At 60.6% G+C, this 25,858-nt stretch carries 28 protein-coding genes; 14 read left to right on the top strand and 14 right to left on the bottom strand.

Annotated elements, in window-relative coordinates; genetic code table 11:
- Window positions 1-66: 66 nt before the first annotated feature.
- The 5 genes from ACQY1P_RS19265 (at window position 67) to ACQY1P_RS19245 (ending at window position 2,942) form a co-directional block, all read left to right on the top strand.
- Window positions 67-729, top strand: a complete 663-nt coding sequence (locus ACQY1P_RS19265; protein WP_430254949.1) for a 2-dehydro-3-deoxy-phosphogluconate aldolase — start codon at window positions 67-69, stop codon at window positions 727-729.
- A 99-nt stretch (window positions 730-828) separates the two neighbouring features.
- Window positions 829-1,542 (top strand): tellurite resistance TerB family protein, encoded by a 714-nt coding sequence (locus ACQY1P_RS19260; RefSeq protein WP_062461148.1) that lies wholly within the window; start codon window positions 829-831, stop codon window positions 1,540-1,542.
- Between the two features lie 11 nt (window positions 1,543-1,553).
- Entirely contained in the window at window positions 1,554-1,937 is a 384-nt protein-coding gene (locus tag ACQY1P_RS19255) for an ester cyclase (protein ID WP_430254948.1), read from the top strand.
- A gap of 112 nt (window positions 1,938-2,049) precedes the next feature.
- Entirely contained in the window at window positions 2,050-2,745 is a 696-nt protein-coding gene (locus tag ACQY1P_RS19250) for a GNAT family N-acetyltransferase (protein WP_430254947.1), read from the top strand.
- On the top strand, window positions 2,742-2,942 hold the full coding sequence (locus tag ACQY1P_RS19245) for a hypothetical protein (protein WP_062582124.1): 201 nt from the start codon (window positions 2,742-2,744) through the stop codon (window positions 2,940-2,942). Before ACQY1P_RS19250 ends, ACQY1P_RS19245 begins: the two co-directional genes overlap by 4 nt.
- A gap of 88 nt (window positions 2,943-3,030) precedes the next feature.
- On the opposite strand, the gene ACQY1P_RS19240 is transcribed toward ACQY1P_RS19245, so the two are convergent.
- Window positions 3,031-3,906 carry an aldo/keto reductase family oxidoreductase gene (locus ACQY1P_RS19240; protein WP_430254945.1) on the bottom strand — a complete coding sequence of 292 codons (876 nt, stop codon included), beginning with the start codon at window positions 3,904-3,906 and terminating at the stop codon, window positions 3,031-3,033.
- 93 nt (window positions 3,907-3,999) lie between these two features.
- Between ACQY1P_RS19240 and ACQY1P_RS19235 the strand changes: the two genes are divergently transcribed.
- Complete coding sequence (locus tag ACQY1P_RS19235) at window positions 4,000-4,908, top strand: LysR family transcriptional regulator (RefSeq protein ID WP_430254943.1); 909 nt, start codon at window positions 4,000-4,002, stop codon at window positions 4,906-4,908.
- Window positions 4,909-4,912: 4 nt separating this feature from the next.
- On the opposite strand, the gene ACQY1P_RS19230 is transcribed toward ACQY1P_RS19235, so the two are convergent.
- The 5 genes from ACQY1P_RS19230 to ACQY1P_RS19210 all read right to left on the bottom strand — a co-directional run bounded on the left by ACQY1P_RS19230 (window position 4,913) and on the right by ACQY1P_RS19210 (window position 8,261).
- Complete coding sequence (locus ACQY1P_RS19230) at window positions 4,913-5,998, bottom strand: nickel/cobalt transporter (protein WP_430254941.1); 1,086 nt, start codon at window positions 5,996-5,998, stop codon at window positions 4,913-4,915.
- The gene (locus tag ACQY1P_RS19225) at window positions 5,992-6,648 is read right to left on the bottom strand and encodes a DUF1007 family protein (protein ID WP_209901939.1); all 657 of its coding nucleotides are present in this window, start codon (window positions 6,646-6,648) and stop codon (window positions 5,992-5,994) included. Before ACQY1P_RS19225 ends, ACQY1P_RS19230 begins: the two co-directional genes overlap by 7 nt.
- A gap of 145 nt (window positions 6,649-6,793) precedes the next feature.
- A complete protein-coding gene (locus tag ACQY1P_RS19220; protein WP_062461123.1) occupies window positions 6,794-7,687 on the bottom strand; it encodes a LysR family transcriptional regulator in 894 nt (297 codons plus the stop codon).
- A gap of 152 nt (window positions 7,688-7,839) precedes the next feature.
- Window positions 7,840-8,040, bottom strand: a complete 201-nt coding sequence (locus ACQY1P_RS19215) for a type II toxin-antitoxin system PemK/MazF family toxin (protein ID WP_430242341.1) — start codon at window positions 8,038-8,040, stop codon at window positions 7,840-7,842.
- Entirely contained in the window at window positions 8,037-8,261 is a 225-nt protein-coding gene (locus ACQY1P_RS19210; protein WP_062461120.1) for a hypothetical protein, read from the bottom strand. Before ACQY1P_RS19210 ends, ACQY1P_RS19215 begins: the two co-directional genes overlap by 4 nt.
- 553 nt (window positions 8,262-8,814) lie before the next feature.
- On the opposite strand from ACQY1P_RS19210, the gene odc2 reads away from it, so the two are divergent.
- From odc2 to ACQY1P_RS19195, 3 genes are all read left to right on the top strand, one after another.
- Complete coding sequence (odc2, locus tag ACQY1P_RS19205; protein WP_062461910.1) at window positions 8,815-9,948, top strand: ornithine/lysine decarboxylase; 1,134 nt, start codon at window positions 8,815-8,817, stop codon at window positions 9,946-9,948.
- 110 nt (window positions 9,949-10,058) lie between these two features.
- Entirely contained in the window at window positions 10,059-10,628 is a 570-nt protein-coding gene (locus ACQY1P_RS19200) for a GNAT family N-acetyltransferase (protein WP_430254939.1), read from the top strand.
- Between the two features lie 169 nt (window positions 10,629-10,797).
- A complete protein-coding gene (locus tag ACQY1P_RS19195) occupies window positions 10,798-11,829 on the top strand; it encodes a serine hydrolase domain-containing protein (RefSeq protein WP_430254937.1) in 1,032 nt (343 codons plus the stop codon).
- Between the two features lie 79 nt (window positions 11,830-11,908).
- Here the strand turns inward: ACQY1P_RS19195 and ACQY1P_RS19190 are convergent, their stop codons facing one another.
- From ACQY1P_RS19190 to ACQY1P_RS19170, 5 genes are all read right to left on the bottom strand, one after another.
- Window positions 11,909-12,895 carry a WD40 repeat domain-containing protein gene (locus tag ACQY1P_RS19190; protein ID WP_113109722.1) on the bottom strand — a complete coding sequence of 329 codons (987 nt, stop codon included), beginning with the start codon at window positions 12,893-12,895 and terminating at the stop codon, window positions 11,909-11,911.
- Window positions 12,895-14,043 (bottom strand): CobW family GTP-binding protein, encoded by a 1,149-nt coding sequence (locus ACQY1P_RS19185; RefSeq protein ID WP_430254935.1) that lies wholly within the window; start codon window positions 14,041-14,043, stop codon window positions 12,895-12,897. Before ACQY1P_RS19185 ends, ACQY1P_RS19190 begins: the two co-directional genes overlap by 1 nt.
- 109 nt (window positions 14,044-14,152) lie before the next feature.
- Window positions 14,153-14,557, bottom strand: a complete 405-nt coding sequence (locus tag ACQY1P_RS19180) for a type II toxin-antitoxin system VapC family toxin (protein WP_062461111.1) — start codon at window positions 14,555-14,557, stop codon at window positions 14,153-14,155.
- 6 nt (window positions 14,558-14,563) lie between these two features.
- Window positions 14,564-14,809, bottom strand: a complete 246-nt coding sequence (locus ACQY1P_RS19175) for a type II toxin-antitoxin system VapB family antitoxin (protein WP_062461108.1) — start codon at window positions 14,807-14,809, stop codon at window positions 14,564-14,566.
- A gap of 49 nt (window positions 14,810-14,858) precedes the next feature.
- Window positions 14,859-15,659 carry a creatininase family protein gene (locus ACQY1P_RS19170; RefSeq protein ID WP_430254933.1) on the bottom strand — a complete coding sequence of 267 codons (801 nt, stop codon included), beginning with the start codon at window positions 15,657-15,659 and terminating at the stop codon, window positions 14,859-14,861.
- A gap of 83 nt (window positions 15,660-15,742) precedes the next feature.
- Between ACQY1P_RS19170 and ACQY1P_RS19165 the strand changes: the two genes are divergently transcribed.
- From ACQY1P_RS19165 to ACQY1P_RS19155, 3 genes are all read left to right on the top strand, one after another.
- Complete coding sequence (locus tag ACQY1P_RS19165; RefSeq protein WP_062461102.1) at window positions 15,743-16,240, top strand: MarR family winged helix-turn-helix transcriptional regulator; 498 nt, start codon at window positions 15,743-15,745, stop codon at window positions 16,238-16,240.
- Between the two features lie 132 nt (window positions 16,241-16,372).
- On the top strand, window positions 16,373-17,392 hold the full coding sequence (locus ACQY1P_RS19160) for a LacI family DNA-binding transcriptional regulator (protein ID WP_062582147.1): 1,020 nt from the start codon (window positions 16,373-16,375) through the stop codon (window positions 17,390-17,392).
- Window positions 17,393-17,417: 25 nt separating this feature from the next.
- On the top strand, window positions 17,418-18,380 hold the full coding sequence (locus tag ACQY1P_RS19155) for a 2-hydroxyacid dehydrogenase (protein WP_430254931.1): 963 nt from the start codon (window positions 17,418-17,420) through the stop codon (window positions 18,378-18,380).
- Window positions 18,381-18,407: 27 nt separating this feature from the next.
- On the opposite strand, the gene ACQY1P_RS19150 is transcribed toward ACQY1P_RS19155, so the two are convergent.
- Window positions 18,408-19,208 (bottom strand): gamma-glutamyl-gamma-aminobutyrate hydrolase family protein, encoded by an 801-nt coding sequence (locus ACQY1P_RS19150; RefSeq protein WP_430254929.1) that lies wholly within the window; start codon window positions 19,206-19,208, stop codon window positions 18,408-18,410.
- 258 nt (window positions 19,209-19,466) lie between these two features.
- Here ACQY1P_RS19150 and ACQY1P_RS19145 point away from each other — a divergent pair, with 258 nt between their 5' ends.
- The gene (locus ACQY1P_RS19145) at window positions 19,467-20,585 is read left to right on the top strand and encodes a TRAP transporter substrate-binding protein (protein WP_062461086.1); all 1,119 of its coding nucleotides are present in this window, start codon (window positions 19,467-19,469) and stop codon (window positions 20,583-20,585) included.
- Between the two features lie 434 nt (window positions 20,586-21,019).
- Here the strand turns inward: ACQY1P_RS19145 and ACQY1P_RS19140 are convergent, their stop codons facing one another.
- Window positions 21,020-22,537 carry a TRAP transporter large permease gene (locus tag ACQY1P_RS19140; protein WP_430254927.1) on the bottom strand — a complete coding sequence of 506 codons (1,518 nt, stop codon included), beginning with the start codon at window positions 22,535-22,537 and terminating at the stop codon, window positions 21,020-21,022.
- A 31-nt stretch (window positions 22,538-22,568) separates the two neighbouring features.
- Complete coding sequence (locus ACQY1P_RS19135; protein WP_062461080.1) at window positions 22,569-23,108, bottom strand: TRAP transporter small permease subunit; 540 nt, start codon at window positions 23,106-23,108, stop codon at window positions 22,569-22,571.
- Window positions 23,109-23,410: 302 nt separating this feature from the next.
- On the opposite strand from ACQY1P_RS19135, the gene ACQY1P_RS19130 reads away from it, so the two are divergent.
- Entirely contained in the window at window positions 23,411-25,735 is a 2,325-nt protein-coding gene (locus ACQY1P_RS19130; RefSeq protein ID WP_062461077.1) for a putative bifunctional diguanylate cyclase/phosphodiesterase, read from the top strand.
- Window positions 25,736-25,858 lie beyond the last annotated feature (123 nt).

Raw genomic sequence — 25,858 nt, 5'->3', positions numbered from 1 at the left:
CGACAATGACGTGATCGACCGTTATTTCCGGGCAAGGGATTTCAATCGTTTTAGGGAGTGTTCTTCATGGCTGAACAGAATCCGGGCCAGAACCCAAGCAAGACTGAAAAGCTGCTGACCATCCTGAAATTGCAGCCCGTCGTTCCGGTGCTGATCGTTGACGATGCGAAGTCTGCTGTCGGGCTTGCGCGGGCGCTGGTCGCCGGCGGGCTTCGGGCAATCGAGATCACCATGCGCACGCCGGCAGCGCTCGACGCCGTGAAGGCGGTTGCAGCCGAAGTCGAAGGCGCCAATGTCGGTGCCGGCACGATCCTCAACGCGAAAGACTGGGAAGCCGCCGTGAAGGCGGGCTCCACCTTTATCGTGTCGCCGGGCGTTTCTCCGGGTGTTCTCGCGGCCGCCAAGGATTCGCCGGTTCCGCTTTTGCCGGGTGCAGCGACTGCCAGCGAAGTGATGACGCTCCGGGAAGCCGGTTACAACGTGATGAAGTTCTTTCCTGCCGAACAGGCCGGTGGCGCCGCCTATCTGAAGGCCCTGTCGTCGCCACTCGCAGGCACGCTGTTTTGCCCAACTGGCGGCATTTCGCTGAAGAATGCCAACGACTACCTGTCGCTCCCCAACGTCATCTGCGTCGGCGGCTCCTGGGTAGCCCCGAAGGAACTCGTCGCAGCCGGCGACTGGGCCGCCATCACCAAGCTCGCTTCCGAGGCATTCGCGCTCAGGGCTTAAATCCGTTTCTGACATTTTCGTTATCGGCGGCGCGGGAAAATTGTTTTCCTGGGCTGCCGTTCCTATCTCCGTGTTCGAATTCAACAGTAGGAGATACGGATGTTCGACGCAAAGAAGCTTCTTGACCAGTTCCTGGGCTCGCAGGTTCCCGGTCTTTCGGGAAGCGTGAAGGGCCGGGCTGGGCAGTTCGGCGATATGGCGAAGAACAATCCGCTGAAGTCTGCCGGCATTGCCGCAGCACTTCTCGGCACCAAGACCGGCCGCAAGATTGCCGGCAATGTGGTGACCGTGGGTGGCATCGCAGCCGTCGCGGGTCTCGGTTATCTCGCCTACAAGAATTACAAGTCCGGCCAGTCGCCGCAGGCCGCGATTCAGCCGACGCCGTCTGCTGCAGAGCCTATCGCGCTGCCGCCGCCGGACAGCCCGTTTTCGCTGCAGTCGCCTGAGCTGACCAACGATTTCGCCCTGACCCTGGTGCGCGCCATGATCGCCGCCGCTAAGGCAGACGGTCATATCGATGCGGCCGAGCGGGCCAATATCATGAACAAGGTGCATGAGGTCGATCTCGGCGACGAGGCGGAAGCCTTCATCCGCGACGAGCTTGCCAACCCCGTCGATATCGACGATCTGGTCGCCGCTGCCCGCACCGAGGAGCAGAAGGTGGAGCTTTACACCGCGACCCGCATGACCATCGATCCCGATACACGGGCCGAGCGCGGTTACCTCGATCTTCTCGCGGGACGCCTGGGTCTGCCCGATGCTCTGCTCGAGCATATCGATGCGACGGTCACCGCGGCAAAAGTGCCCGCTTAAAGGGCGAGAACATGGGTAACGATCTCGGTTACATCTACCGCGATTACATCCATTGCCTGAACCGGCAGGACTGGGAGCGGCTCGGGGACTTTGTGGATGACGGTGTCATCCATAATGACCGGCCGCTCGGGCTGTCCGGCTACCGCGACATGCTCGTCGGAAATTTCAGCGATATTCCCGACCTTCGCTTCAGCATTGATCTGCTGGTCGTCGATCCGCCGCATGTGGTCAGCCGGTTGCTGTTCGAGTGTTCGCCTCGGGCCGAGTTTCTGGGGCTTCCGGTCAACGGGCGCCGGGTGTCGTTTAGTGAAAACGTCTTTTACGGGTTCCGCGACGGCAAGATCGTGCAGGTCTGGTCGATTGTCGACAAGGCCGCCATCGAGGCGCAGCTGTAAGCTCCATCGATCGCTTCCGCCGGTTGCCTTTCGACAGGTGCTGGCCTAAGCCTTGATGCCTCATCTGCAGCGGTTGCGACGCAGCCGCTGCCATCTTGCTGGACCTGCCCGAATGCGCGATCTTTCCAATTACAAAGTTGCCGCTCCCAGCCCCGTCACCCTGACCGGACGGTTCGTGACGCTCGAGCCCTATGACCGTGAAAAGCATCTGGCTGATCTCTGGGAGGCGCTGGGCGGTGCCGAGGGGATCAACGAGCTGATCCGCTATTTTCCGAACGATCATTATTCGACCGCCGAAGAGTTCGGCGCGTGGCTGGACAATGTGAATGCGAACCTCGGCTTCGTGACGCTGGTCGTGCGCGAAAACGCCTCAGGCGCCGTTGTCGGCATGGCGAGTTATATGCGGCCGGACCCGAAGAACGGCGTGATCGAGGTGGGTTCTGTGGCACATGGCGTTGCGATGAAGCGGTCGCCGATGTCGACGGAGCTGCATTACCTGATGGCACGCCACGTGTTCGATACGCTCGATTATCGTCGCTACGAATGGAAATGCCACAACGAGAACGAGCCCTCCAAGGTGACGGCGCTGCGTTACGGCTTTACCTTCGAAGGCGTGTTTCGCCAGCACATCATTTCGCGCGGTGCCAACCGCGATACGGCCTGGTTCTCAATGATCGACAGCGAGTGGCCGGTGATCAAGGCCGGGTTCGAGGCCTGGCTCTCGCCCGATAATTTCGATGAAGACGGCCGGCAGAAAAAGCGGCTGGAAGATCTCAGGGCCGAATTTGCCGGCGGGAAAACCACATGACGCCAGAAGCGAAATCACAGGCGATCGCGGCTGCCGCCATTCTCTTCGGCGCGGCGGTGGTCATCTATCTCATGCCGACCATCGTGTTGTGGATCGGCAATTACTCGCCGCTGCTGGCGTTTTTCGTCGGCGCGCTGCTGGTTCTCGGCTTCTTCCTGATCTTCTGGCTGCGAGCAAGGTATCAGCGGCGGAAGTAATTGCAGGGTATGGTCGGGCGCAAGCGTGAAGACGTTCTCATCCCTGTGCCTGTCACAGGGATGAGTGTGGAAAGCTAGCCGCTCGCCCTTAAGCCGCTTTGGCGCCGATCGCTTCCAGCTCCGCCATCACATCTTCCGACAGTTCGATGTCGGCGACGGCGAGGTTTTCGCGCAGGTGCCCGCGCGACGAGGTGCCCGGGATCAGCAGGATGTTCGGCGAGCGCTTCAGCAGCCAGGCCAGTGCCACCTGCATCGGCGTTGCGTCGAGCCTTGCTGCGACATCCGACAGCGTCGAGGATTGCAGGGGCGAGAAGCCGCCGAGCGGGAAGAAGGGGACGTAGGCCGTGCCTTCTGCCGCCAGATGATCGATGAGGTCATCGTCGTCGCGGTGCGCGAGATTGTACTGGTTCTGGACGCAGACGATCTCGGTGATCTTGCGGCCATCCTCAACCTGCTTTCGCGTCACGTTCGACAGGCCGATATGCTTGATGAGGCCCTCGCGCTGGAGTTCGGCAAGGATCGTCAGCGGTTCTTCCAGCGAGCCTTCGGCCGGACCGTGGACATCCAGCATGGAACGCAGATTGACCACCTCCATCGCATCGAGACCGAGGTTCCTGAGGTTATCGTGGACGGCCTTCGTGAGTGCTTTTTTCGAAAAGGCCGGGTTCCACGATGCGTCGTCGCCTCTGATGGCGCCGACCTTGGTGACGATAACGAGATCGTCGCTATAGGGATGCAGCGCTTCGCGGATGATCTCGTTGGTAATATGCGGACCGTAGAAGTCGCTGGTGTCGATATGGTCGACGCCGGCTTCGATGGCCTCGCGCAGCACCGCAACGGCTTCCGCGCGGTCCTTCGGCGGGCCGAACACGCCCTTGCCGGCAAGCTGCATGGCGCCGTAGCCGAGACGTTTTACGTGTCGGTCGCCGAGTTTATAGGTGCCGGCTTTTTCAAGATTGGTCATGGTTTTACTCCCTATCGGTGAGGCAGAGATAGGGCTATCCAGGCCGCGCGATAATTGGTTACAATTCGGACGGGCTGTACGGCAGGGCGGACAATGAAATACGACGCTGGTGATCTCGGGGCATTCGTCGCGGTGGCGAGGTCTAAAGGGTTTCGCGATGCGGCCCGGCTGACCGGCGGAAGCGCTTCCGGATTGAGCGATGCGGTCAGGCGCCTGGAAGAGAAGATCGGGGTCCGGCTTCTCAACCGCACGACCCGCAGCGTGACGCCGACGGAGGCGGGCAGGGCACTGCTCGACCGGCTGGGGCCGGCGCTTTCGGAAATGGAAGCGGCGCTCGACATGGCTGCCGGGTTTCGGGGCCGGCCGGCCGGGCTGTTGACGCTGAATGTGCCGGCCAGTGCGGCGCGGATCGTCCTGCCGCAGATCGTGCCGGCGTTTCTGGCGGCCTATCCGGATATCCGTCTCGACATCATGACCGACGAGAGCTTCGTCGATATCATCGCTGCCGGCTGCGATGCCGGCATTCGCTATGACGAACGGCTGGAGCAGGACATGATCGCCGTGCCGATCGGTCCGCGCGTACAGCGTTTCGCATTGGCGGCGTCTCCCGCCTATCTTGCCGCGCGGGGCCGACCGGGCCATCCGCGGGATCTTTTGGCGCATTCCTGCATCCGGAGCCGGTTCAGGGACCGTCCGGTCACGCCCTGGGAGTTCGAACGCGATGGCGAAGAGGTGGTGGTGGATCCACCGGCGCAGCTGATCGTGCAGGCGGGTGGCGGGTCCGATCTCGGTGTGGACGCGGCAATCGCCGGCACCGGTATCGTCGCGCTGTTCGAGGACTGGCTGAAGCCGCATTTTGACAGTGGTGCGCTGGAACCGGTGCTCGAGCCGTGGTGGCCCTCATTTTCAGGGCCGTTTCTCTACTATCCGGGGCGACGGCTGGTGCCGGCGCCCTTGCGCACGTTCATCGATTTCATCAAGGCGATGCCGCAGCCGCGTTGAGCGTTCAGCCCTGCAGCGAGGCGCCTAGCAGGGAAAGGCCGATCAGCAGGATGAACAGGGCGCCGCCGATCTCGATCGCATGGCCGATGCGTCGTCCGCTGCGCGAGCCGGGGCCTGCGAACCTGAGCGCGATATCCTTGGCGCCGACGGCAAGGGTTGCGAGGATCGTCACCGTGATCGCCGTGCCGATCGACATGGCGAGGACAGACAGCACGCCGCCGAGATAGAGGCCATTCAGAAGCGAGAAGCTCATGACGAGGATGGCGCCGGAGCAGGGGCGAAGTCCGACAGCAATGATCGCCGACCAAGCTTCCTTGAGGTTGAAGTTGCGGGCGCCGAGCGTCGACGGGTCAGGCATGTGGCTGATGCCGCAGGCCTCGCAGGTGTCGCTGTCTCCCTGAAATGCGTGGTCGTCGATCTCGACCGCCTGGAAATTGAGACCGGTCGCGCGTCGTCCGTTGGAAGAGCCGTCGAACAGCATGGCGGTCGATCCGCCGGCTGAAGTCGCCGCTGCCGCCGTGCGGCCGCGGTCTGGAGCGCGCACGACCCGCATGCGGAGTGCCCGGATCTTCTTGACCAGCAGCCAGGCGCCGAACAGGGAGACCATGGCAAAGCTTGCAACCTCCATGGTCCAGGTGGCCTGGGTCATGGTGATGCCGGTGCCGCGGAGCAGGACGAAGGCAGCGCCGACCACGAGGATCGCGACCAGGCCCTGCAAAAGCGCGGAGATGAAGGAGATCGTGACGCCGCGGCGCAGTTCGACTTCGTTGGCGATCATGTAGGAGGAAATCACCGCCTTGCCGTGGCCGGGGCCGGCGGCGTGGAAGACGCCATAGGCAAAAGACAGGCCGATCAGGCCGACAAGTGCAGACGGATCCTCGCGCATCGCCCGCAGCGCGCCGGTCAGAGAGCGGTAGAAGCCCTGCTGGTAGGCGTTGATCCACTGGAAGAAGGGGGCAAGCGGCCCGCCCACCGAGAAAGAGGGTTCCGCTGCACCGACGCCGAGCGGCGACTGGGCGTGCGCGGCGGTGGCGACCAGCGCCGCCGCGAGAGCGGCAAACAGCAGGCTGGTCGACGCTTTCCTCAGCATGTCACTTCCATGCGGGTGGCAAAGAGCTTGGTCATGTCGGTCCCCGTCGGATCGTTGAAGAAAGCATCTGTCAGAGACGCGCTGTTTTGCGAAATCACGTCGTCTGGATCGGGCCGTACGACCTTGTGCTGGCACTTCTCGAAAGCGGCACCCTTCAGCACCAGATCCTTGTCGGTGGGGAAGTCGATTGCCGTGTACATGGTGGGATCGTAGATGCCGAATGTGAGCTTGCCCTTGAGCGGCACGGGCTTTTCAGGCTTCACCGCAAAGATCAGCATCAACTGCTTGTCCTGCATCGTGGTGTGAAAGACGTCCGGCTTCTTTATGCCGATCTGTGCGCCATCCAGCGTCACGGTGGAGAAGTAGTGGTAGTCGGCAAGCGAGGTGCGGATGGTTTCGCCGAGTTCGGCGAGTTCATGCGGATCGAGCTTGAGATCGCCGTTCTTGTCGAAATCGAGGATGACGCTCGAGGAGAACACTTCATCGAAGCGCCAGACATTGCGCAGTTCCTGCACGGTGCCATCGGCGCCTGCGACAATTTCCAGCCGCGCCTCGGCGAAGATATGCGGATGGGCAAGAGCCGGCGCGGGAACGGCCAGGGGTGCAGCCAGGGCCGCTGCCGTCAGAATTGTCGCAAGTCTGTTTCGCATATCCGAGCAGGTCCAGCATAGTTGCGCAGCGGCATTGCGTCCGGACCTGCGCCAAATCAAAAGGGGTGTCGTTCGTCCGTCCGCAAGCTGTGGTCTGGCCCCGAAATGGGACGGAATTTCGACTTCGACGTTATAGAATTACAGGTCAGCGCGGTTGGCGGAACCAGTTGGCGAGGAAATCCACGAAGCTTCTCACCTTGGCCGGGAGGTAACGGCGATGCGGATAGACCGCATAGATGCCGCGTTCACGGGTGATGTATTCGTCGAACAGATTGACGAGTTCGCCCGACTGGATCGAGGCCATGGCGACGAAGTCGGGGATGATCGCGACGCCGAGACCGGCGCGGGCCGCGCGCAAGGTTGCCTGCGGACTGTTGACCTCGATCGGGCCCGAGACCGCGACTGAAATCATCGAGCCATCAGGATCGACGAAGCGGATATTGTTGTGCCAGCGCGAATTGGTGTCGATAATGAACGGTACCTTGTTCAGCTGCTGCGGATGCGTAAGGGGCCCGTATTGCGCCACGACATCGGGCGTTGCGACCGCATGGACCCGGAAATCGGCAAGCTTCTTGGCGATCAGGCCGGAATCCTCCAGGCGGGTGATTCGGATCGCCAGATCGAAATTTTCCTCGATCAGGTCGACAAACCGGTCATCGGCGACGATTTCCAACTGGACGTCCGGATGCGCCTTGGCGAAATCGATGAACGACTGGCCGACATCCGCATCGATGAAGGTGCGCGGCACGGAGATCCGCAGGCGGCCCTTGAGATCGGCATTGTTCTCGCGCACGAGGTCGGCAAGATTGTCGATCTCCTTCAGGATATCGGCAGCCGTGCGATAATAGGTATGGCCCGCCTCCGTCATCGAGAACTGGCGGGTGGTCCGGTTGAGAAGAAGCGCGCCGAGATCGTCTTCCAGTTCGCGGACATATTTCGACAGCAGCGCCTTGGAACGGCCGGTGCGGCGTGCGGCGGCCGAAAAGCCCTCGGCCTCGACCACGTCGATAAAGGCGCGCATGCGGGTGAGTGTGTCCATGGGCGAAGGGTGCTCCCGATCTCAGAAGTCTTCTGTCTCCGCCAGGGAAAGCAGAAATACAAGCGCTGTGCTGAGCCGACGCATGTCTTTCTGGCTGACGGCGCCGATCTGCTGCCAATTTCAAGCACGCCGATGAACTTGTCCGTCATGACCTATGACGGATGCCGCAGGCCATTTTCCGGATCGGGTTCGACAAGGATGCCGAAGTCGAGATCAAGACGTGTCGATGTCATCGGGCAGACGACGACCGAAGGACAGGTATCGGACAAATCGTTCGTCTGGATCACGATGGCCGGGCGCGGCTTCCCGTAGTCGCCGGAGATGGAAACGGTGACGATGTCGCCTCGTTTCATTCTTGCCGCGTCCCGCCTGGCTCGTCCTCATTCCAATCCGCAACCCTCTCCATCCATTCGAGGATCTCACGTTCCTCTTCCGGACCAAGGCTTGCGATCACGGCTGCCAGCCGAGCCTGGGCCTCGGGGCTTTTCAGCTCCAGAAGCTGCTCCCGAATTTCAGGTGAGATCACCGTTGAGGACGGTGATCCATGTGTGGTCTGCTTCTCAACCGTCGGCATCCAGTATCTCCAACGCTGGCCTGTTTCACCAGTCGAATCGTGCGCGTGCCCTCGTGGAAATTCTACCGCGGGCTGCCTTTTGATTATTTTCCCCCCGGCCCAAAATACCGCTTGATTATGACCGCGAATATTCTTATCTCCCGTGCAGCCCAAAGTCGCACGTGCCCGTGGGTGTCCGCCGACCCTCTATTTGGTGAGGTCATCGGTAAGGTACCTGGAACTAACCCCTCCAGTCGCTATTCCGGCCATCCGGGAAATGCGAGGACATCTAAAGCAACGACGGTGCGGGCCTTTTTGTTCTCTCCCGGCTTTCCAACAGCCGGGGTTACTGAAGAGGCACACCATCATTGCCGGAAGTGCGGTAGGGACCTCCCTCCAATCCATGGCAGACAAAGCCGGATTTTCGTTCTTGGCAGAACGTTGATCCACTTACCGCGCGTTTGAGCGTGTCAGGGAACCGGTGTCTCCACCGACTGGATCCTGGCGCATGTTCATCCGTCCTTTGTCCTCCGGTTCGCAAGCCGGAGCCTTTGAGATTTGGAAGGGATTGACCATGACCACTGCCCGCATCCTCGACTTCATCAAGACCCAGCGTCCCGATGGTCCCTACCTCGTGGTCGATCTCGATGTCGTGCGCGACAATTTCAACGCCTTCCGTCATGCCCTGCCGGACAGCGCGATCTACTACGCCGTGAAGGCCAATCCCGAGCCGGCAATCCTCAAGCTTCTCGCTTCGATGGGTTCCAACTTCGACTGCGCCTCCGTCGCCGAAATCCAGATGGCACTCGATGCCGGTGCAAACGCATCGCGCATCTCGTTCGGCAACACGATCAAGAAGGAACGCGACATTGCGCGTGCTTTCGCGCTCGGCGTTGGCCTCTACGCCGTCGACAGCCATGAGGAAGTCGAAAAGATTTCCCGTGCAGCTCCCGGTGCAAAGGTGTTCTGCCGCGTGCTGACCGATGGCGAAGGCGCCGAATGGCCGCTGTCGCGCAAGTTCGGCTGCGTGCCGCAGATGGCCGTCGACGTTCTCGTCTACGCACACCAGCTTGGTCTCGAAAGCTACGGCGTCTCGTTTCATGTCGGTTCGCAGATGACGAAGGTCGATGCCTGGGATGCGGCTCTGGCCGATGCCAAGCGCGTGTTCAGCCAGCTCGCAAAGCAGGGTATCGTTCTGCAGATGGTCAACATGGGCGGCGGTTTCCCGACCAAGTACCTGCGCGACGTGCCGAAGGCTGAAGAATACGGCCAGGCTATCTTTGCTTCGCTGCGTAAGCATTTCGGCAATAACCTGCCGAAGACGATCATCGAGCCGGGTCGCGGCATGGTCGGCAATGCAGGCGTCATCAAGGCTGAAGTCGTTCTCGTCTCGAAGAAGTCCGACAACGACAACCACCGTTGGGTCTTCCTCGACATCGGCAAGTTCGGCGGTCTCGCCGAAACCATGGACGAGGCTATCCGTTACCCGATCCGCACCGAGCGCGACGGCGACGCGATGGAGCCTTGCGTTCTGGCCGGCCCGACCTGCGATTCGGCCGACGTGATGTACGAGAAGAACATGTACCCGCTGCCGATCTCGCTTTCGATCGGCGACGAAGTTCTGATCGAGGGCACCGGCGCCTACACGACCACCTATTCGGCGGTCGCGTTCAACGGCTTCGACCCGCTCAAGGCTTACGTCATCTAAGGCGTTACAAGCGTCACTACTTTCGCGGTTCCCGACCTCCAGACGGGAGCCGCAAATTCACAATGATCGTCCGATACCGTTTGAAACGGTTTTAAGTGCGGGAGGCCAAGATGGCCACTGTTCTTGATTCTGTCCGTGCGCTGTTTGCGCCCGCGTCCACATTCACCATCACTGCCGAAACTCCCGCCGACGTGGTGGCTCGTGAAACTCTGCTCGATCGCGCCATGGGCGCCGACCGACGCCTGAAGTCGTCCGAAAAGATCCGCCAGAACCGCGTGCCGGCCGAAGGCCTGGCGCTCGTTGCGCGCGACGAGGACGGCCACGTCATCGGCACGGTGCGCTTGTGGAACATCGAGGCCGGCATTTCGCCAGAAGGCAACGCCATCGACGCGCTTCTGCTCGGACCGCTTGCCGTCTGCTCGTCGCATGAGGGCAAGGGAATCGGTGCGGCTCTGATGCGTGCGGCGATCGCGCAGGCGCATGACCGTGGCCACGGCGCCGTGCTTCTGGTCGGTGACGCCGCCTATTACGAGCGCTTCGGCTTCTTCGGTGGCAAGACCCAGCATCTGGTGATGCCAGGCCCCTGCGACCGTGCGCGCTTCCTGGCGCTGGAGCTGAAAGCCGGTTGGCTGGAAGGTGCCGCCGGCATGATCGTTGCGAGTGGGCGCAAGCTCGCCTGAGCTGCTGCTGATCGAAATAACCATAGACCCCGTCTTCCCATAGAGGAGGCGGGGTTTTTCGTTTTCCGGCCGGCGACGGGTGGCGCAATGGTCTCACGCTCCGTCACCTTCGCGTGAATCGTTGGGCTCGGCCATAGTCGCGTGCTGGTCTCGACCTAGATTGGCATCCATGATCACACGCCGCACAGCCCTTCTTGCCACTCCCTTCGTCCTCACATCCATGCGGGCCTTCGCGCAGCAATCCGGCGGGACTGGCGTGGCGCAGGCGCCGCAGACGCTGAAGGCCGTGCTCGGCCGGGCGGCTGACCTCGAGCCGTTGAAGGTCGTGATGGTGTCGCGCAAGGGCGAGACGATTGCCAGGGAAGCGTTCAACGGCAGCGGCCTCAACGCCTCGACCAACATCAAGTCGGCGTCGAAATCGATCATCTCCTGCCTTGTCGGCATCGCGATCGATCGTAATCTGCTCGAAGGGCCGGACCAGAAGATTGCCTCGATCCTGAAGGCCGATCTGCCGCGCGACGCGGATCCGCGCCTCGCCGACGTCACCATCGGCAATCTTCTCTCCATGCAGGCCGGTCTGTCTCGGATGTCCGGCCCGAATTACGGGCGCTGGGTGGCCAGTTCCAACTGGGTTCGGTTTGCACTGTCGGAGCCGTTCGACGGCGAGCCGGGCGGTCAGATGCTCTATTCGACAGCGTCGACGCATCTTCTGTCGGCTATCCTCACCCGCGTCGGCAAACGGCCGACGCTTGCGCTGGCGCGCGACTGGCTGGAGCCGGTCGACGGGTTTCGTATCGGGGCCTGGGAGCGCGATCCGCAGGGCATCTATCTCGGCGGAAACCAGATGGCGATGACGGCTGCATCCCTGCTGGCATTTGGCGATCTCTACCGCAACGGCGGGAAAACCAAGAGCGGCCGGCAGGTTGTCTCTCAGAGCTGGATCGACCAATCCTGGATGCCACGCACGAACTCGCGCTTTTCCGGCGATGGCTATGGCTATGGCTGGTTTCTGCGCCAGATCGGCGGACAGGATGTGAAGTTCGGCTGGGGGTATGGCGGGCAAATGGTCTACGTGGTTCCGGCGCTCGACATGACCGTGGTGATGACGTCGAAGGAGAGCGGTCCGTCTGCCCGGAACGGCTACCGTGACCAGTTGCACGACCTTCTCGCCGAGATTATCGGCGCTGTCGCTTCAGCGTAAGCGCCAAGCTCCGCCTTGAGATGCGCGACGAACATGCGGGGCAGGCCCCGCATGTTTTATTGGAAATAGAACTGTCAGCTCAGCCAGAAATGTCGATCACGCCGCAATCGCCGGCTTCCGACGAGAATGCGAGCAGCTTGCCGCTGGCGCTCCAGCTAAGGCCCGTGATGGCGCCCTTACCGGGTCGGCGCAGCAGTGCTTCCTTGCCGTCGGCAATGCGCACACCGAGGACCATGCCGTCGATGAAGCCGATGGCGAGCACTTCTTCCAGCGGATGAAACGCCACCTGCGTCACCATGATATTGGCGCGCGTGCCGAGTTCCATCGGTGCCTTGCCCATCGGGCCGTCCTTGGCCGAAAACGGCCAGACGATCGCGGCCGGTGCGCCGGAGGAGGCGAGCCACTTTCCCTTGACCGACCAGGACAGCGATTTCACCTTGGCCGGATAGCCGGTCATGCGCATGTGGCGGCTTTCGCCCGACTTGCTGTCGAGCTTCCAGCCGTGCAGGGCGTTTTCCTGCATCATGGTGACGAGGAAACGGCCGTCCGGAGAGAAGGTGACGCCGGTATGGGCGCCTTTCCAGTCGAGATCCTGCATCGGACTGTTGGTACCGACCCAATGCAAGGAGACGCCGTTATAGCGCGCTGCCGCGATCCTCAGCCCCTTCGGTGCGAAGGCGATGGCTTCGACGCTGCGCTCTTCCTTCACTTCCTTGACGGTGCCGTCGGAGAGCTTGACGAAGCTCGATTTCCCTTGCGCCCAGGCGACCGCACCCTGAGGGCCACCGGCAACGACGGAGATCCACTTGCGCGGCGTTTCCGAAATCGTGCTGACGGTGCCGTCATGGGAGATGCGCTGCACCCTGCCGTCTTCGCCGCCACTCAAAAGCGTGGCGCTGAAGGGGTCGCGGATGCAGGTCAACAGGCCGTGATGCGCGTCCGTTACCTTCTCACCGCCGTCAAGGCGGTGAATGGTGCCGGCTGCGGTGGCAAAGATCGGGATGTCGCCGAGAAAGTGAGCCGCGACGACATGACCGTCGATATCAAGAGGTGCAACGGTTGGCATCAGGCGACAGCAACCTCAGCCTGGCAAGCCATGAAGCTCTTCTGGATCTTGTCGAAATCGAGGTCGCGGCCGATGAAGACGAGGCGGCTTTCACGCTTCTCGCCATCCTTCCACGGACGCTGGTGATCGCCTTCGACGATCATGTGGACGCCCTGGATGACGTAACGCTCCTCGTCGCCCTTGAAGGCGATGATGCCCTTGAGGCGCAGGATGTTCGGACCTTCCGCCTGGGTGATCTTCTGGATCCACGGGAAGAAACGATCCGGGTTCATCTCGCCGCCGCGCAGGGAGACAGACTTCACCGTGATATCATGGATCGGCGACATCGCATCGTGATGCGCATGATGGCCGTGGTCATGATGCTTGTGATCGTGCCCGTGATCATGATGATCGTGGTCGTGCGCGTGATGGTCATGCCCGTGATGGTCGTGGCTGTGGTCGTGACCGCAATCGGGGCCGCAGACATGGTCTTCGTGGTCGTGGTCGAGGAAATGCGGATCGTTTTCCAGCGCCCGTTCCAGATTGAAGGCGCCCTGATCCAGCACGCGGGCGAGATCGATGCCCGAGCGGCTGGTGTTGTAGATGCGGGCAGTCGGGTTGATGGCGCGCACCACGTCTTCAACGATCGCCAGCTCTTCCGGCGTCACGAGATCGGTCTTGTTGATCAGCACGACGTCGGCAAACGCGATCTGGTCTTCGGCCTCGCGGGAATCCTTGAGTCGCAGCGGCAGATGCTTGGCATCGACCAGAGCAATGACGGCGTCGAGTTCGGTCTTTGCGCGAACATCGTCGTCCATGAAGAAGGTCTGGGCGACCGGAACCGGATCGGCCAGGCCCGTCGTCTCGACGATAATGCCGTCGAAGCGGCCCGGGCGGCGCATGAGGCCCTCAACGACACGGATCAGGTCGCCACGAACCGTGCAGCAGACGCAGCCGTTGTTCATCTCGTAGATCTCTTCGTCGGACTCGACGATCAGATCGTTGTCGATGCCGATTTCGCCGAATTCGTTGACGATCACGGCGTATTTCTTGCCGTGGCTCTCCGACAGGATGCGGTTGAGCAAGGTCGTCTTGCCGGCGCCGAGATAGCCGGTCAGCACGGTCACAGGAATTGGCTTTGCAGCGACGGGAGCGGTGTTTTCAGTCATGGGAAACCTCTAAGGGTTCTGGAGCGCTCGGGGAGCGCGGAAGCGTGTTGGCCTCATATAAGGGCAAGGCCGCGCGAGTTCAAAGGGTTTTGAATGTTATATGATCACATCAAGGCAATGTCGACGCGTCGGTTTGCCGAAGAAGCTGGTCGAGCGTGAGAAGCGGCTCGCCGGCCACTTTCGCATGCGCGTAATGGAAACAGTCGAAGTTGCTCAGGTGCCGCTTACCGATGCCATGTTTCTGAGCCACCGCGACAGCAAAGCTCAGAAGCGCACGCGGCGAGCCCGCCTCACGGATATCAATGCCGCGCGCGTCGAGCCATTCCACGACAGCGCTTTCTGCCTGGCCGTAGGCGCAGTCTAATTGGTCGGGCCGAGAAAGGACGATAATTGCTTCCCAGGCAGCGAGAGGAGACGTGAATGGCAGTGTCGATTTTGCCAACGCCCTTTCATAGGCTTCCGCGGTATCTTCGCCAGCCATCAACGATACGATCGCACAAGCATCGACAAACATGTGCGATCAATCCAGGTCGTGGTCGAGATCGTGATAGGCGGAAGCTGGGGGCACGGGTCGAGTCTGTTTGAAGGAAAGCCCGTGCTTTGCAAGGATGCGGCTGGCTGTCTCGCCTGGCGTCTCCTGCTGCGCGCGCTTGTCGATGGTTTCCCGCAGTGCGGTGACCACCGCTTGCGTGATTGTCGTTCCATCTATCTGCGCGAGCTCTTTCGCAAGTGCCTGAGCTTCTTCACTGCTAATGTTGAGGGTCATGAGACACCACCTTCGTGTGCGCAAGTCTCGCACATTATGCGGCTCAGCGCTACTTCAACGCGTCAACATCAAACCGTGCCACATCCCGTAGCAACTCGATGATGCCGTTGACCGCATGCTTCACCAGCTGCTCGCCCCGTTCTGCGGTGGCAGCGGTTGCGTTGCCGGCGGCGCCCTTGGCGTTGAGGTCAGACATCTTCCACCCGAACGCATGTGGGCCGTAGGCGCGCAGGTGACGAAAGTCTTTCGCGAAATCTGTCTGGCGCGATGGGAAGTTTTCGGCCGTCTCCATTTTCACCCGGTCCGGCCACAGTGCCAGCATGACGGAGGTCTCGATATCGCCGCCGTGGATATCGATTGCCTTGTCCTCCGGAGCGATCCAGCCTTCGGGCTGGCCGAAGCGCGTCCAGCTCGTCGCCACCGCCAGCATGTTGAAACGGACGCGGGCCTCTGTCGAAACGATCGTCAGCAGCGGCGCGTTGCCGCCATGGGCATTCAGCATCACCAGTTTGCGGATGCCTTGCTGGTGAAGTTCATCGGCGATGCCGAGCCAGCGGTCGATGGCCTCGGCGGCGGCCAGCGTCTTCGTTCCTGCCACATCCATGTGCTCGATCGAGTAGCCGACTGGCTCTACCGGCAGGAACGTCACCGGAAGATCAGCCGGAAGGGCAGGGATAATGCGGTCGACAAGGCCCTGTGCGATCAGCGTATCGGTCTCGAAAGGCAGGTGCGGACCGTGCTGTTCGTAGGCGCCGAGCGGCAGAACGGCGATCCAGTCGCCTCTTTTAGCGCTTTCTGTGGACGGGGGCGTAACATCGTTGTCATGATAGCGCGGCAAGGGATGCGGCATCTGGCGGTCAATTCCGGGTTTCGATAAGGGTGGCGTGGTATAGTTATAGCGCCGACTTCCATGACGCAAAACGGGCGGAGCCTATGAGCAAGAAAAAAGGCGACAAGAAATCCAAGTCGGGCAAGAAGAAGGACGGCGCTGGTCTTTCCGCAACCGACCTTGCGCCTGTCATTACACAGACCGCCCGGTCAATGCGCACCGCCTTGTCCCGCAGTCTGGTCGAAAGCGGCCTTTATGCCGGGCAGGACGGGGTGATCCTAGCGCTTTCCGAGGAAGACGGCATGACGCCGGGTCATCTTGCCAACCGCATGGGCGTCAAGGCTCCCACCATGACCCGCACGATCGGCCGCATGGAAGCGCAGGGATTTCTGGAGCGCCGGTCGGATGGAACGGATGGTCGCCTGACCAAGGTGCATCTGACGGAGACTGGTCTGAAGAGCGTCGAGCAGATCGGCCGCGCGGTGGCCGAGTGCGGCGAACTGGCCGTCAAAGGTCTTTCGGACAAGGAGGTTCGCACCCTTCTCAAACTTCTCAAAGCCGTCGAGCACAATCTTCAGTCGGATGAGGGCGATCGCGACTGAGGGTTGCGTTTGCCAACCTGCTCGTCCGAAAAATCCCGTCACAGGATTGTCGCAAGGAATTAAATTGTTTATTTAAACTTTAATTCGGGTGCTCTGCGTAAGAATGCAGGCTGCATGAGAACGCGGGGCTAGATGGCGCAGAAAATCAAACTGTCGACGATTGCCGAAAGTCTCGGTCTTTCAACAGCCACGATTTCGCTTGCTCTCCGGGACAGTCCGCTTGTCGCCGCCGATACCCGCGAGAAGATCAAGGAACAGGCGCGGGCCCTCGGCTACATCTACAATCGCCGTGCCGCCAGCCTTCGCACCTCGCGCTCCGGGATCATCGGAGTCGTCGTGCATGACGTGATGAACCCGTTCTACGGTGAAATCCTGAAAGCCATCGAGAGCGAGCTGGACCGCAGCCGTCACACGTTCATTCTCTCCAACCATTACGATTCGGTCGAAAAGCAGCGCACGTTTATCGAGACGTTGCTGCAGCTTGGCGGCGACGGGGTGATCATGTCGCCGGCGATCGGGACGCCGATCGAGGACATGAAGCTTGCCGAAGAAAACGGGATGCCGGCCATTCTTGTTGCCCGCTCGATGGAAGGCCTCGACCTGCCGACCTATCGCGGCGACGATGCTTATGGCATTTCGCTGGCCACCAACCATCTGATCGGACTGGGCCACCGGGCGATCGCCATGATCGGCGGCACCGACCAGACATCGACCGGTCGCGACCGTTACCAGGGCTACGTCAACGCGCTGCTGAAAGCCAATATCGAGGTCGATCCGAACCTGCGCATTCCGGGACCCCGTTCGATGCAGGGCGGGTTCGAGGCGGCGGTGCATTTCCTGTCCCTGCCGCAAAAGCCGACGGCTGCGGTCTGCTGGAACGATCTGGTGGCGATCGGCCTGATGAACGGCATCGCGCGGGCCGGGTTGACACCGGGCGTCGATATTTCCGTCACCGGCTATGACGATCTGGAACAAGCTTCGATCTCGACGCCGTCTCTGACCACCGTTTCCAACGGACAGGCCGATGTCGGGCGCTTAGCGGCGCGGGCACTGCTCGATCGTCTTGCCGGGAGCCATGAGCCTGACGGTCTCCATCTGATCAAGCCGGAAATGCGTCTGCGCCAGTCGACCGGCGTCTTTCGTCCACGCTGATTTATCTTCATAAAGAGGTTGCTGCATGTCTGAGAATCCTGCCACCATCTTCGTGCCGGGCCGTATTCATCCGCGCGTTCTGGAGCGTCTGAACGACAGTTTCGAGGTCATCTCGGCTCCGCATGCCGAACTGGCATCCGTCGACGCCGAGACGAGGGCGCGCGTGCGTGGCATCGCGGTTTCCGGCAAATGCGATGCTGCCATCATCGATGCGTTTCCCAATCTCGAAGTCATCTCCAGCTTCGGTGTCGGTTACGACGGCACCGATACGAAGACGGCGGCCGGACGGGGCATCATCGTCACCAACACGCCTGACGTCCTGAACGATGAAGTGGCCGATACAGCGATCGCGCTGCTTCTCAATACGCTGCGGCAGTTTCCGAAGGCGGAGACCTATCTGCGCGAAGGCCGGTGGGCGAGCGAAGGGCCGTTTCCGCTGTCGCCGTTTTCACTGAAGGGCCGCAGCATCGGCATTCTCGGCCTCGGCCGCATCGGTCTCGAGATCGCAAAGCGGCTTGAACCGTTCAAGGTGACGATCGGCTATTATAGCCGCAGCCAGCGCTCGGATGTCGGCTATATCTACTATCCGTCCTTAAAGGAGATGGCTGAGGCCGTCGATACGCTGATCTGCATCGCGCCCGGGACGCCGGATACGTTCAAGATCATCAATGCGGAGATCTTCGAAGCGCTTGGGCCGGGCGGCGTGTTTATCAATGTCGGACGTGGATCGAGCGTTGACGAGGAGGCAATGATTGCCGCCCTCAGCGACAAGACGATTGCCGCAGCGGGCCTCGACGTCTTCTTCGACGAGCCGAACGTGCCGGCGGAGCTGATCGCTCTCGACAATACCTGCCTTCTGCCGCATGTCGCCTCCGCATCTGTTCAGACCCGCAATGCGATGGCCGATCTCGTCGTCGACAACCTGATCGGCTGGTTCAAGGACGGCCGCGTGCTGACGCCGGTTCCGGAAACCCCTGTCAAGGGATAACCGGCAAACACGGCGAGGGCGTTTGATTCACGCGGTGCGGGCAACCGGTGGGCTGGTCGCACCGCTTGTCGATGCCGCATGGGCGCGGGCCGCATCGCCGAACGCCCGGAACAGGGCGCCCGACGGTGCGTCGGTTTCGGCCCAGTATTCCGGATGCCACTGGACGCCAACGGCGAAATTCTTCGCGTCGATCACCGACACCGCCTCGATCGTGCCGTCTGCGGCCGTCGCCTCCACCTTCAGGCGGGGAGCGGTCTTTGCAATCGCCTGGCGGTGGAGCGAATTCACCTGGACTTCGCCGGAAAATCCGAGGAAATCCGCGATGCAGGAGCCTTCCTTGACGAAGACCGGCTGGCGGATCGCGTACATCGCGTCGCGGTCTGGCACGTCGGGCTTGCGGTGGTCCCAGTTGCCCGGCTGATCCTGGATCTCGCTTGCCAGCGTGCCACCCAGCGCGACATTCAGCTCCTGGATGCCGCGACAGATGGCGAGAAGAGGAATGCCGCGCTCGATCGCGCGGCGGATCATCGGCAGCGAGGTGGCGTCGCGGCCGTGATCGAACGGGCCGTCTGCCTCGGTCGCTTCGCGGCCGTAGAGCGATGGGTGGACGTTGCTGACGGCGCCGGAAACCAGCACGCCGTCGACCCGGTCGAGGATCGTGTCGACATCGTTGCCCTCTTCGAAGGCGGGAACGATGAAGCTCATGACGTCTGCCACTTTCAGCGCCGCATTGACATACTGGTTGGGTGTAGCGTGCCAGAGGGCGCCTTCGAATTGCCTGAGATCGGCGGGAACGGCGACGATGGGCTTGCGGCACGAGACGGGCATGAACAATCTCCAGGCGGGGCAGTGGTTCTCATCCCGTATTGCTGCCGGAGGCGGGGTGAAGTCAAGCCGTGGCGACGCCGTGCAGCGTGAACCACGACGATCGCGGAAGACGAAAGTATAATGCGGTTTAACCTTGGTCCGCCGTCATTGTTACATGGTCTGCTTGCAAGCATTCAAGCAACATGATTACCTCATCTAGGACTGGCGAGGTATGGGAGGAGACATCTTCGCGGTCTGTTCAACCCGGGAGGATTTTTGATGGATCGTCGTTCATTCCTGAAAAAGACGGCAGTCGGCGGCGCGGGAGCCGCTGCAGCCACAGTGCTTGCTGTTCCGCTTTCGACACCTGCCATTGCCCAGCAGAACCCGAAGATCAACTGGCGCCTGACATCGTCATTTCCGAAATCGCTGGACACGATTTATGGCGGCGCCGACGATATCGCGAAGCATGTTGCAGCCGCCACCGACGGCAATTTCACGATCCAGCCGTTTGCAGGTGGTGAGATCGTCCCGGGTCTGCAGGCGGCCGATGCGGTCTCCGCTGGCACGGTCGAGATGTGCCATACCTGCTCCTACTATTTTGTCGGCAAGGACCCGACCTTTGCGATCGGCACGGCGATCCCCTTCGGCATGAATGCGCGCCTGACGAACTCGTGGTTCTACCAGGGCAACGGCAATACGCTGATGAACGAGTTCTATGCCAAGCATCAGATCTACGGCATGCCGGCCGGCAATACCGGCGCCCAGATGGGCGGCTGGTTCCGCAAGGAAATCAACACCGTCGACGACTTTAAGGGCGTGAAGATGCGCATTGCCGGCATTGCCGGGAAGGTGCTCGAAAAGCTCGGCGCCGTACCGCAGCAGATCGCCGGAGGCGATATCTATCCGGCGCTGGAAAAGGGCACGATCGATGCGGCGGAGTGGGTCGGTCCCTATGACGACCACAAGCTCGGCTTCTACAAGGTGGCCAAGTATTACTACTATCCGGCTTTCTGGGAAGGCGGCCCGACAATCCATGCCTTCATCAACCTCGACAAGTGGAACAGCCTGCCAAAGCATTATCAGTCGGCGCTGACCGATGCCTGCGCTTTCGCCAATACCAACATGATGGCGAAATACGATCTGAAGAACCCGATGGCGATCAAGCAGATCGTATCGCAGGGGACGACGTTGCGGCCGTTCAGCCAGGATATCCTCGAGGCCTGCTACACGGCGGCAATGGACGTCTACAAGGGTATCTCCGCAACCAACGCGGATTTCAAGAAGGTCTACGACGACCAGGTCGCATTCAAGAAGGAAGGTTACCTCTGGATGCAGCTTTCGGAGTACACGTTCGACACGTTCATGATGATCCAGCAGCGCAACGGCAAGATCTGAACGTCTACAGCGTTGCTTAGACACGTACCCCGGATCGCAAGGTCCGGGGTTTTCTTTTGCAGCTGAGGGATGGCGCCGGACTGGATTCACGCAATAGACGCGCTGCACGTATGCCCGGTTGTGTCGGCTCCACAATCACACGCTGGTATCTATGATGGTGGCGTTCGAAGGCAAAAGCAGAGCACTCCGTGGCCAGCCGGAGTATCGGTGAAGACGGGCTTCACCGACTTAAGGCAAAAGCCTTGCCGTCGAACAGTAGGTGATGCGATGTGGTTTCCACTGAGCATTACGTTGCTGGTTAGGAAATACCGGACGGGCTGGTCAGTGTCCGTCCGGTTCATTTTCTACATTAGATAACAAAGGGAGAGCAGAGTTCGCGCTTTGCTCTCCACTCCAATGTACTACTGCGCCGGTTTTCTGGCAAGACGAAGCCGTTAAGGGTTGATCTTGGGTGGCTCGCCGAAGTTGGGCATGCCGGGTAGTCCGGGGGCAGGTTGCGCGCCGCCGCCCTGACCGGGCGCACCATCCATCGGCGGCAGGCCAAAATTGGGCATCTGGTTGTTGCCGCTATCATTGCCGAAGCCGGGGATTTCGATCTTGATCGTATTGAGATCGACGTCCGGAGCCTTGTCCAGCCAGTAGGTGACGGATTCCGGCCAGAAGATGATGATGGCGACGAGGATCAACTGCATCCCGAGCCAAGGGATGGCGCCGAGATAGATGTCCTTCGTCTTCACAGTCTTCGGCGCGATCGAGCGCAGGTAGAAGAGTGCGAAGCCGAATGGCGGGTGCATGAACGAGGTCTGCATGTTGACGCAGAGCAGCACGCCGAACCAGATCAGGTCGATGCCGAGCGCCGTTGCGACCGGTGCCAGCATCGGCAGGACGATAAAGGCGATCTCGAAGAAATCCAGGAAGAACGCCAGGAAGAAAATGAAGATGTTTACGAAGATCAGGAAGCCGAGGGCGCCGCCCGGAATATGAGACAGCAGGAATTCGATCCAAAGCCCACCGTTCATGCCCTGGAACACAAGGCTGAAGCAGGTGGCGCCGACCAGGATGAAGACGACCATCGAGGTGATCGTCATTGTCGAATGCATGGCCTGCTTGACGAGGTCCCAGGTCAGGCGGCGGTGCATGGCAGCAAGCGCCATGGCGCCGACGACGCCGAGCGCGCCGGCTTCCGTCGGTGTGGCAAGTCCCATGAACAGGGTGCCGAGGACAAGGAAGATCAGCACGACCGAAGGGACCATGCCCCACAGCACTCTCAACACCAGCGCGGTATTGAGTTCGCCGCGGGCCTCCGGCGGTAGCGCCGGAACATCCTGGGGCCGGACGATCGAGGTGAAGAGAATGAACAGCAGGAAGATCACGACCTGCAGGATCGAAGGACCGATGGCGCCGAGATACATGTCGCCGACCGAACGGCCGAGCTGGTCGGCCAGAACGATGAGGACGAGCGACGGCGGGATGACCTGAGTGATCGTGCCGGAGGCTGCAATCACGCCGGTTGCGAGACGCGGGTTGTAGCCGTATTTCAGCATGATCGGCAGGGAAATCACACCCATGGTGATGACGGATGCGGCAACCGTGCCGGTGATGGCGCCGAGAATTGCGCCCACGATGATCACCGCATAGGCAAGGCCGCCGGGAATTGCGCCGAACAGTTTTCCGGTGCCTTCGAGCAGGTCCTCGGCAAGACCGCAGCGTTCAAGAATGGCACCCATGAAGGTGAAGAAGGGAATGGCGAGAAGCAGGTCGTTGGAGACGATGCCGAAAATGCGCAGCGGCAGGGCCTGCATGAACGCATATTCGAAATGACCGGTGTAGATACCGAGGAAGCCGAAAAACAGCCCGACCGCCGAAAGGGAAAAGGCGACCGGAAAGCCGTAGAGCATGAAAATGATCATGCCCAGAAACATGGCCGGTGGCATTACGCCGTATTCAAACATGAGCTTGGTTTCCCCCCGGAATGGCGCGGTCTTATTGCAGTGGCTTTTCGTAGGTCGTGTCGACCTGGAGGGTGCCTGTGAGGCCGGCGATGCGCTTGATCAGCTCGGACAGGCCCTGAAAGGCAAGGAGCACGAACCCCGAGACGATGATGAATTTGACGGGCCAGCGGATCAGGCCGCCGGCATTCGAAGACACTTCGCCTTGCATGAAAGACAGGGAGAAGAACGGCCAGGACAGCCATGCCAGAAAGAGGCATGCCGGGATCAGAAAGATCACCAGGCCGATCGCATCGATCCACAACCGCTTGCGATCCGAGACGGCGCCGTAGATCAGATCGACGCGGACGTGTTCGTTGAGACGAAGCGTATGGGATGCGCCCAAGAGAACGATAAACGCGAACAGATACCACTGGATTTCCAGCCAGCCATTCGAGCTGTAGTTGAACGCATAGCGAATGCAGGCATTACCGGCACTGATCAGGCAGCAGGCCAGAACGAGATAACCCGCAAATTTTCCGACGATTTCGCTGACACGGTCAATTAACGCGCTGAATTTCAACAGGCCCGCCATACTCACTCGCTCCCCAGCAGGTCTTTACCTCTGCCCGAATGAGGCGATGTAAACGAACGCTTATTAAAAGAAAAGACCCCCATAGGTCGCATAAATGCCGTTTCCAGGCATTGCGCGAAATATTATTGCGAAGGTGGTCGCGAGAGCGCATAATTGAGTTTGGAGAGTTTTAGCAATCCCTGTTACCGTTCATTGATCGCTTTTCGACGAACCCCCACAATCCAAGGGGTCGCACTCCGACAACAATCAATTTTTAAAACGTTTTCTCCATTGTCGGTCTGATGGCAAGGGAATGTGCCCCTATGAAGAATGCGGAAGCGCAAACGCTGCCGACAGAAGTGTATCTGTCGTTCGTCGAATCGCTGTTTAGAAATCGTGGAACGCTGTGGACTGGAATGGTGGTCCATATCCTGTCGTGCGCAGTGATTTTTGCCACGACGGGCTCTACCTTCTATATCATGCTGATTGCGGTGTTCTTGGCCGTCTTCACGTTCCGGGTCATCTCGTTCCGTCGCTTCGACAGTCTCGACCGTGCGGTTCTTTCCCGCGACGAGATCGAAAGCTGGGAAACACGCTACGTCTACGGCGCCGCGGCGACTGCTTTTCTTCTCGGTATCAGCAGCGCCTATGCGGTTCTTGTCCTGCGGGACATGATGGCCGCCTTCATGTGCATCGCGGTCACCATGGCGTCGATGGTGTCGATCGTCGGCCGCAACTACGGGTCTGCTCGCGCGGTTGCGCTGCAGACGACCGGCTGCTGCCTGCCGCTGATCATTGCCTGCGTGCTGACCGGCGAAATCAATCTTGCGCTGATGGCGCTCTTTCTCGTGCCGTTCGGGTTGACCACCCAGTCGATGGCGACGGGGGTGCGGGAATTTCTCTACAAGAACGTCATCGTTTCGCGCGAGATGAAGACGGTTGCCGACCAGCTCGACAGTGCGCTCAGTACCATGACGCATGCGCTGATCATGCTGGACGCCGATGGCCGGGTGCAGGTCGTCAACCGGCGCGCGCACGAATTGCTGGGACTGGGCGATGCCGAAGACCTGATGGGCGCGAGTTTCATCGCCGCCCTTCGCGACCGCGAAAATGCGTTTCCGGACGAGATCCTGACGCAGATCGGCGGCTTGCTGGAAGGGCAGGCGGGCAAGACGCTGCTGCGTCTCAATGACGACACCTATCTGGAATTCTCGCTCAGCCGCCGTTCCGAGGGCGGTCTCGTGATGATCTTCGAGGATGTCAGCGCAAGGGTCGCTGCCGAAGAGAAAATCCTTCACCTTGTTCGTTTCGACACGCTGACCGGCCTGCCGACACGGGGACATTTCACCGAACAGGTCAAACGTCGGCTGGCAAATGCAGGTCCGGAGATGTGGGCCGGGCTTGCTATTCTTGATGTCGACGGGTTCAAGCATGTCAACGACATGCGCGGCCACGTGGTGGGCGACAAGCTTCTTGCAGCAATTGCCGAACGGGCAGCGGCGTTTGCGAGCGACGAGGTTCTGATCGGCCGGCTGGTGGGCGACGAGTTCGTTCTGCTGGTGACCGGCAAAGACGGTTCTTGCGCGATCGAGGCACGTATCCGCGAGATTCATCGGACATTCGAGGGGGATTACCGGGTCGACGGGCTTAGTCTTTCGGTATCGCTCAACAGCGGTTGCGTCATTCTGCCCGCTGAAGATTTCGACATGGAATCCTGGCAGATCAAGGCGGACCTCGCCCTCAACGAGGCAAAGTCGACCGGCAACGGCACGGTTAGAACCTTCAGGCCGGAAATGGATGGTCGGTATGTGGCCGAGCAGCGTCTGCGGACCGATCTGCGCCATGCCATCGAAAACGGCCATCTGTCCGTCGTCTACCAGCCGATGTACCGGCCGGACGGGTCCGAGATGGAATGCTGCGAGGCACTGGTGAGATGGTCGCATCCCGAGCGCGGCTGGATCGGCCCCAACATCTTCATCCCGCTTGCCGAAAGCATGGGCCTGATTTCGGACGTCACCCGGTTCGTGCTGGACAAGGCATGCGCCGACTGCGCCGAATGGTCGGGCGGCATGGCGGTCTCCGTCAATCTCTCGGTCAAGGATCTTCGTGGCGGTGCGATCACGGCAATGGTGGCCGAGACTTTGGCGCGCTACAGTCTGCCTGCCGCACGGCTGCATCTGGAAGTAACCGAAAGCTGCTTCATGGAGGAGCCTGTCGCCGTGAGTGCGACGCTCAGCCGATTGCGCGCCAACGGCGTGACGATCGCAATCGACGATTTCGGCACCGGGTTCTCGAGCCTCAGCTATCTGGATTCCCTGCCGATCGATATCGTCAAGATCGACCGCGCCTTCGTGCGCGACATCGGTACCGATCCGCGCCGCATGAAGCTTTTGAGCGGCATCGTGCATCTTTCACGCGAGCTCGATCTCCGCATCGTTCTCGAAGGCGTCGAAACCCAGGAACAGCTGGATCTCGTGCGCAAGCACAATTTTGCGGACCTGGTTCAGGGCTACATCTTCTCGCCGCCGGTGCCGGTCGATGCGTTGGAGAGTCTGCGCGTTAACGGCGTTGCTCTCAGCAAGGCGGGTAGTCGTGCCGTATCGGGCCGCAAGAACGACGCGCCGCGGTCATTGAGCGCGGCTGGCTAAGAGCGCTTCCCCATATCTTCACGGGCTATTTTTTGCACCCGCGGCATAAGGTTACCGCTGGCGGTTAACTATTTCTGTTTAAAGTTTGTTAAACATAATTTCGGCGATTGCGATCAAGGCTCA

The sequence above is a fragment of the Neorhizobium sp. DAR64872/K0K18 genome (assembly GCF_050500175.1).
Classification (GTDB): domain Bacteria; phylum Pseudomonadota; class Alphaproteobacteria; order Rhizobiales; family Rhizobiaceae; genus Neorhizobium; species Neorhizobium soli.
This window is presented reverse-complemented; position numbering and strand designations above follow the sequence as displayed.

What these genes read in the sequence shown, in the direction of transcription:
- ACQY1P_RS19175 (WP_062461108.1), bottom strand. Translation starts at nt 14,809, where the DNA reads ATGACCCTCAACATTAGCAGTGAAGAAGCTCAGGCACTTGCGAAAGAG.
- ACQY1P_RS19225 (WP_209901939.1), bottom strand. Translation starts at nt 6,648, where the DNA reads ATGCGAAACAGACTTGCGACAATTCTGACGGCAGCGGCCCTGGCTGCA.
- ACQY1P_RS19260 (WP_062461148.1), top strand. Translation starts at nt 829, where the DNA reads ATGTTCGACGCAAAGAAGCTTCTTGACCAGTTCCTGGGCTCGCAGGTT.
- ACQY1P_RS19140 (WP_430254927.1), bottom strand. Translation starts at nt 22,537, where the DNA reads ATGTTTGAATACGGCGTAATGCCACCGGCCATGTTTCTGGGCATGATC.
- ACQY1P_RS19185 (WP_430254935.1), bottom strand. Translation starts at nt 14,043, where the DNA reads ATGACTGAAAACACCGCTCCCGTCGCTGCAAAGCCAATTCCTGTGACC.
- ACQY1P_RS19160 (WP_062582147.1), top strand. Translation starts at nt 16,373, where the DNA reads ATGGCGCAGAAAATCAAACTGTCGACGATTGCCGAAAGTCTCGGTCTT.
- ACQY1P_RS19130 (WP_062461077.1), top strand. Translation starts at nt 23,411, where the DNA reads ATGAAGAATGCGGAAGCGCAAACGCTGCCGACAGAAGTGTATCTGTCG.
- ACQY1P_RS19220 (WP_062461123.1), bottom strand. Translation starts at nt 7,687, where the DNA reads ATGGACACACTCACCCGCATGCGCGCCTTTATCGACGTGGTCGAGGCC.
- ACQY1P_RS19250 (WP_430254947.1), top strand. Translation starts at nt 2,050, where the DNA reads ATGCGCGATCTTTCCAATTACAAAGTTGCCGCTCCCAGCCCCGTCACC.
- ACQY1P_RS19170 (WP_430254933.1), bottom strand. Translation starts at nt 15,659, where the DNA reads ATGCCGCATCCCTTGCCGCGCTATCATGACAACGATGTTACGCCCCCG.
- ACQY1P_RS19230 (WP_430254941.1), bottom strand. Translation starts at nt 5,998, where the DNA reads ATGCTGAGGAAAGCGTCGACCAGCCTGCTGTTTGCCGCTCTCGCGGCG.
- ACQY1P_RS19190 (WP_113109722.1), bottom strand. Translation starts at nt 12,895, where the DNA reads ATGCCAACCGTTGCACCTCTTGATATCGACGGTCATGTCGTCGCGGCT.
- ACQY1P_RS19235 (WP_430254943.1), top strand. Translation starts at nt 4,000, where the DNA reads ATGAAATACGACGCTGGTGATCTCGGGGCATTCGTCGCGGTGGCGAGG.
- ACQY1P_RS19200 (WP_430254939.1), top strand. Translation starts at nt 10,059, where the DNA reads ATGGCCACTGTTCTTGATTCTGTCCGTGCGCTGTTTGCGCCCGCGTCC.
- ACQY1P_RS19210 (WP_062461120.1), bottom strand. Translation starts at nt 8,261, where the DNA reads ATGCCGACGGTTGAGAAGCAGACCACACATGGATCACCGTCCTCAACG.
- ACQY1P_RS19215 (WP_430242341.1), bottom strand. Translation starts at nt 8,040, where the DNA reads ATGAAACGAGGCGACATCGTCACCGTTTCCATCTCCGGCGACTACGGG.
- ACQY1P_RS19255 (WP_430254948.1), top strand. Translation starts at nt 1,554, where the DNA reads ATGGGTAACGATCTCGGTTACATCTACCGCGATTACATCCATTGCCTG.
- odc2 (WP_062461910.1), top strand. Translation starts at nt 8,815, where the DNA reads ATGACCACTGCCCGCATCCTCGACTTCATCAAGACCCAGCGTCCCGAT.
- ACQY1P_RS19240 (WP_430254945.1), bottom strand. Translation starts at nt 3,906, where the DNA reads ATGACCAATCTTGAAAAAGCCGGCACCTATAAACTCGGCGACCGACAC.
- ACQY1P_RS19165 (WP_062461102.1), top strand. Translation starts at nt 15,743, where the DNA reads ATGAGCAAGAAAAAAGGCGACAAGAAATCCAAGTCGGGCAAGAAGAAG.
- ACQY1P_RS19180 (WP_062461111.1), bottom strand. Translation starts at nt 14,557, where the DNA reads ATGTTTGTCGATGCTTGTGCGATCGTATCGTTGATGGCTGGCGAAGAT.
- ACQY1P_RS19265 (WP_430254949.1), top strand. Translation starts at nt 67, where the DNA reads ATGGCTGAACAGAATCCGGGCCAGAACCCAAGCAAGACTGAAAAGCTG.
- ACQY1P_RS19145 (WP_062461086.1), top strand. Translation starts at nt 19,467, where the DNA reads ATGGATCGTCGTTCATTCCTGAAAAAGACGGCAGTCGGCGGCGCGGGA.
- ACQY1P_RS19195 (WP_430254937.1), top strand. Translation starts at nt 10,798, where the DNA reads ATGATCACACGCCGCACAGCCCTTCTTGCCACTCCCTTCGTCCTCACA.
- ACQY1P_RS19245 (WP_062582124.1), top strand. Translation starts at nt 2,742, where the DNA reads ATGACGCCAGAAGCGAAATCACAGGCGATCGCGGCTGCCGCCATTCTC.
- ACQY1P_RS19155 (WP_430254931.1), top strand. Translation starts at nt 17,418, where the DNA reads ATGTCTGAGAATCCTGCCACCATCTTCGTGCCGGGCCGTATTCATCCG.
- ACQY1P_RS19150 (WP_430254929.1), bottom strand. Translation starts at nt 19,208, where the DNA reads ATGCCCGTCTCGTGCCGCAAGCCCATCGTCGCCGTTCCCGCCGATCTC.
- ACQY1P_RS19135 (WP_062461080.1), bottom strand. Translation starts at nt 23,108, where the DNA reads ATGGCGGGCCTGTTGAAATTCAGCGCGTTAATTGACCGTGTCAGCGAA.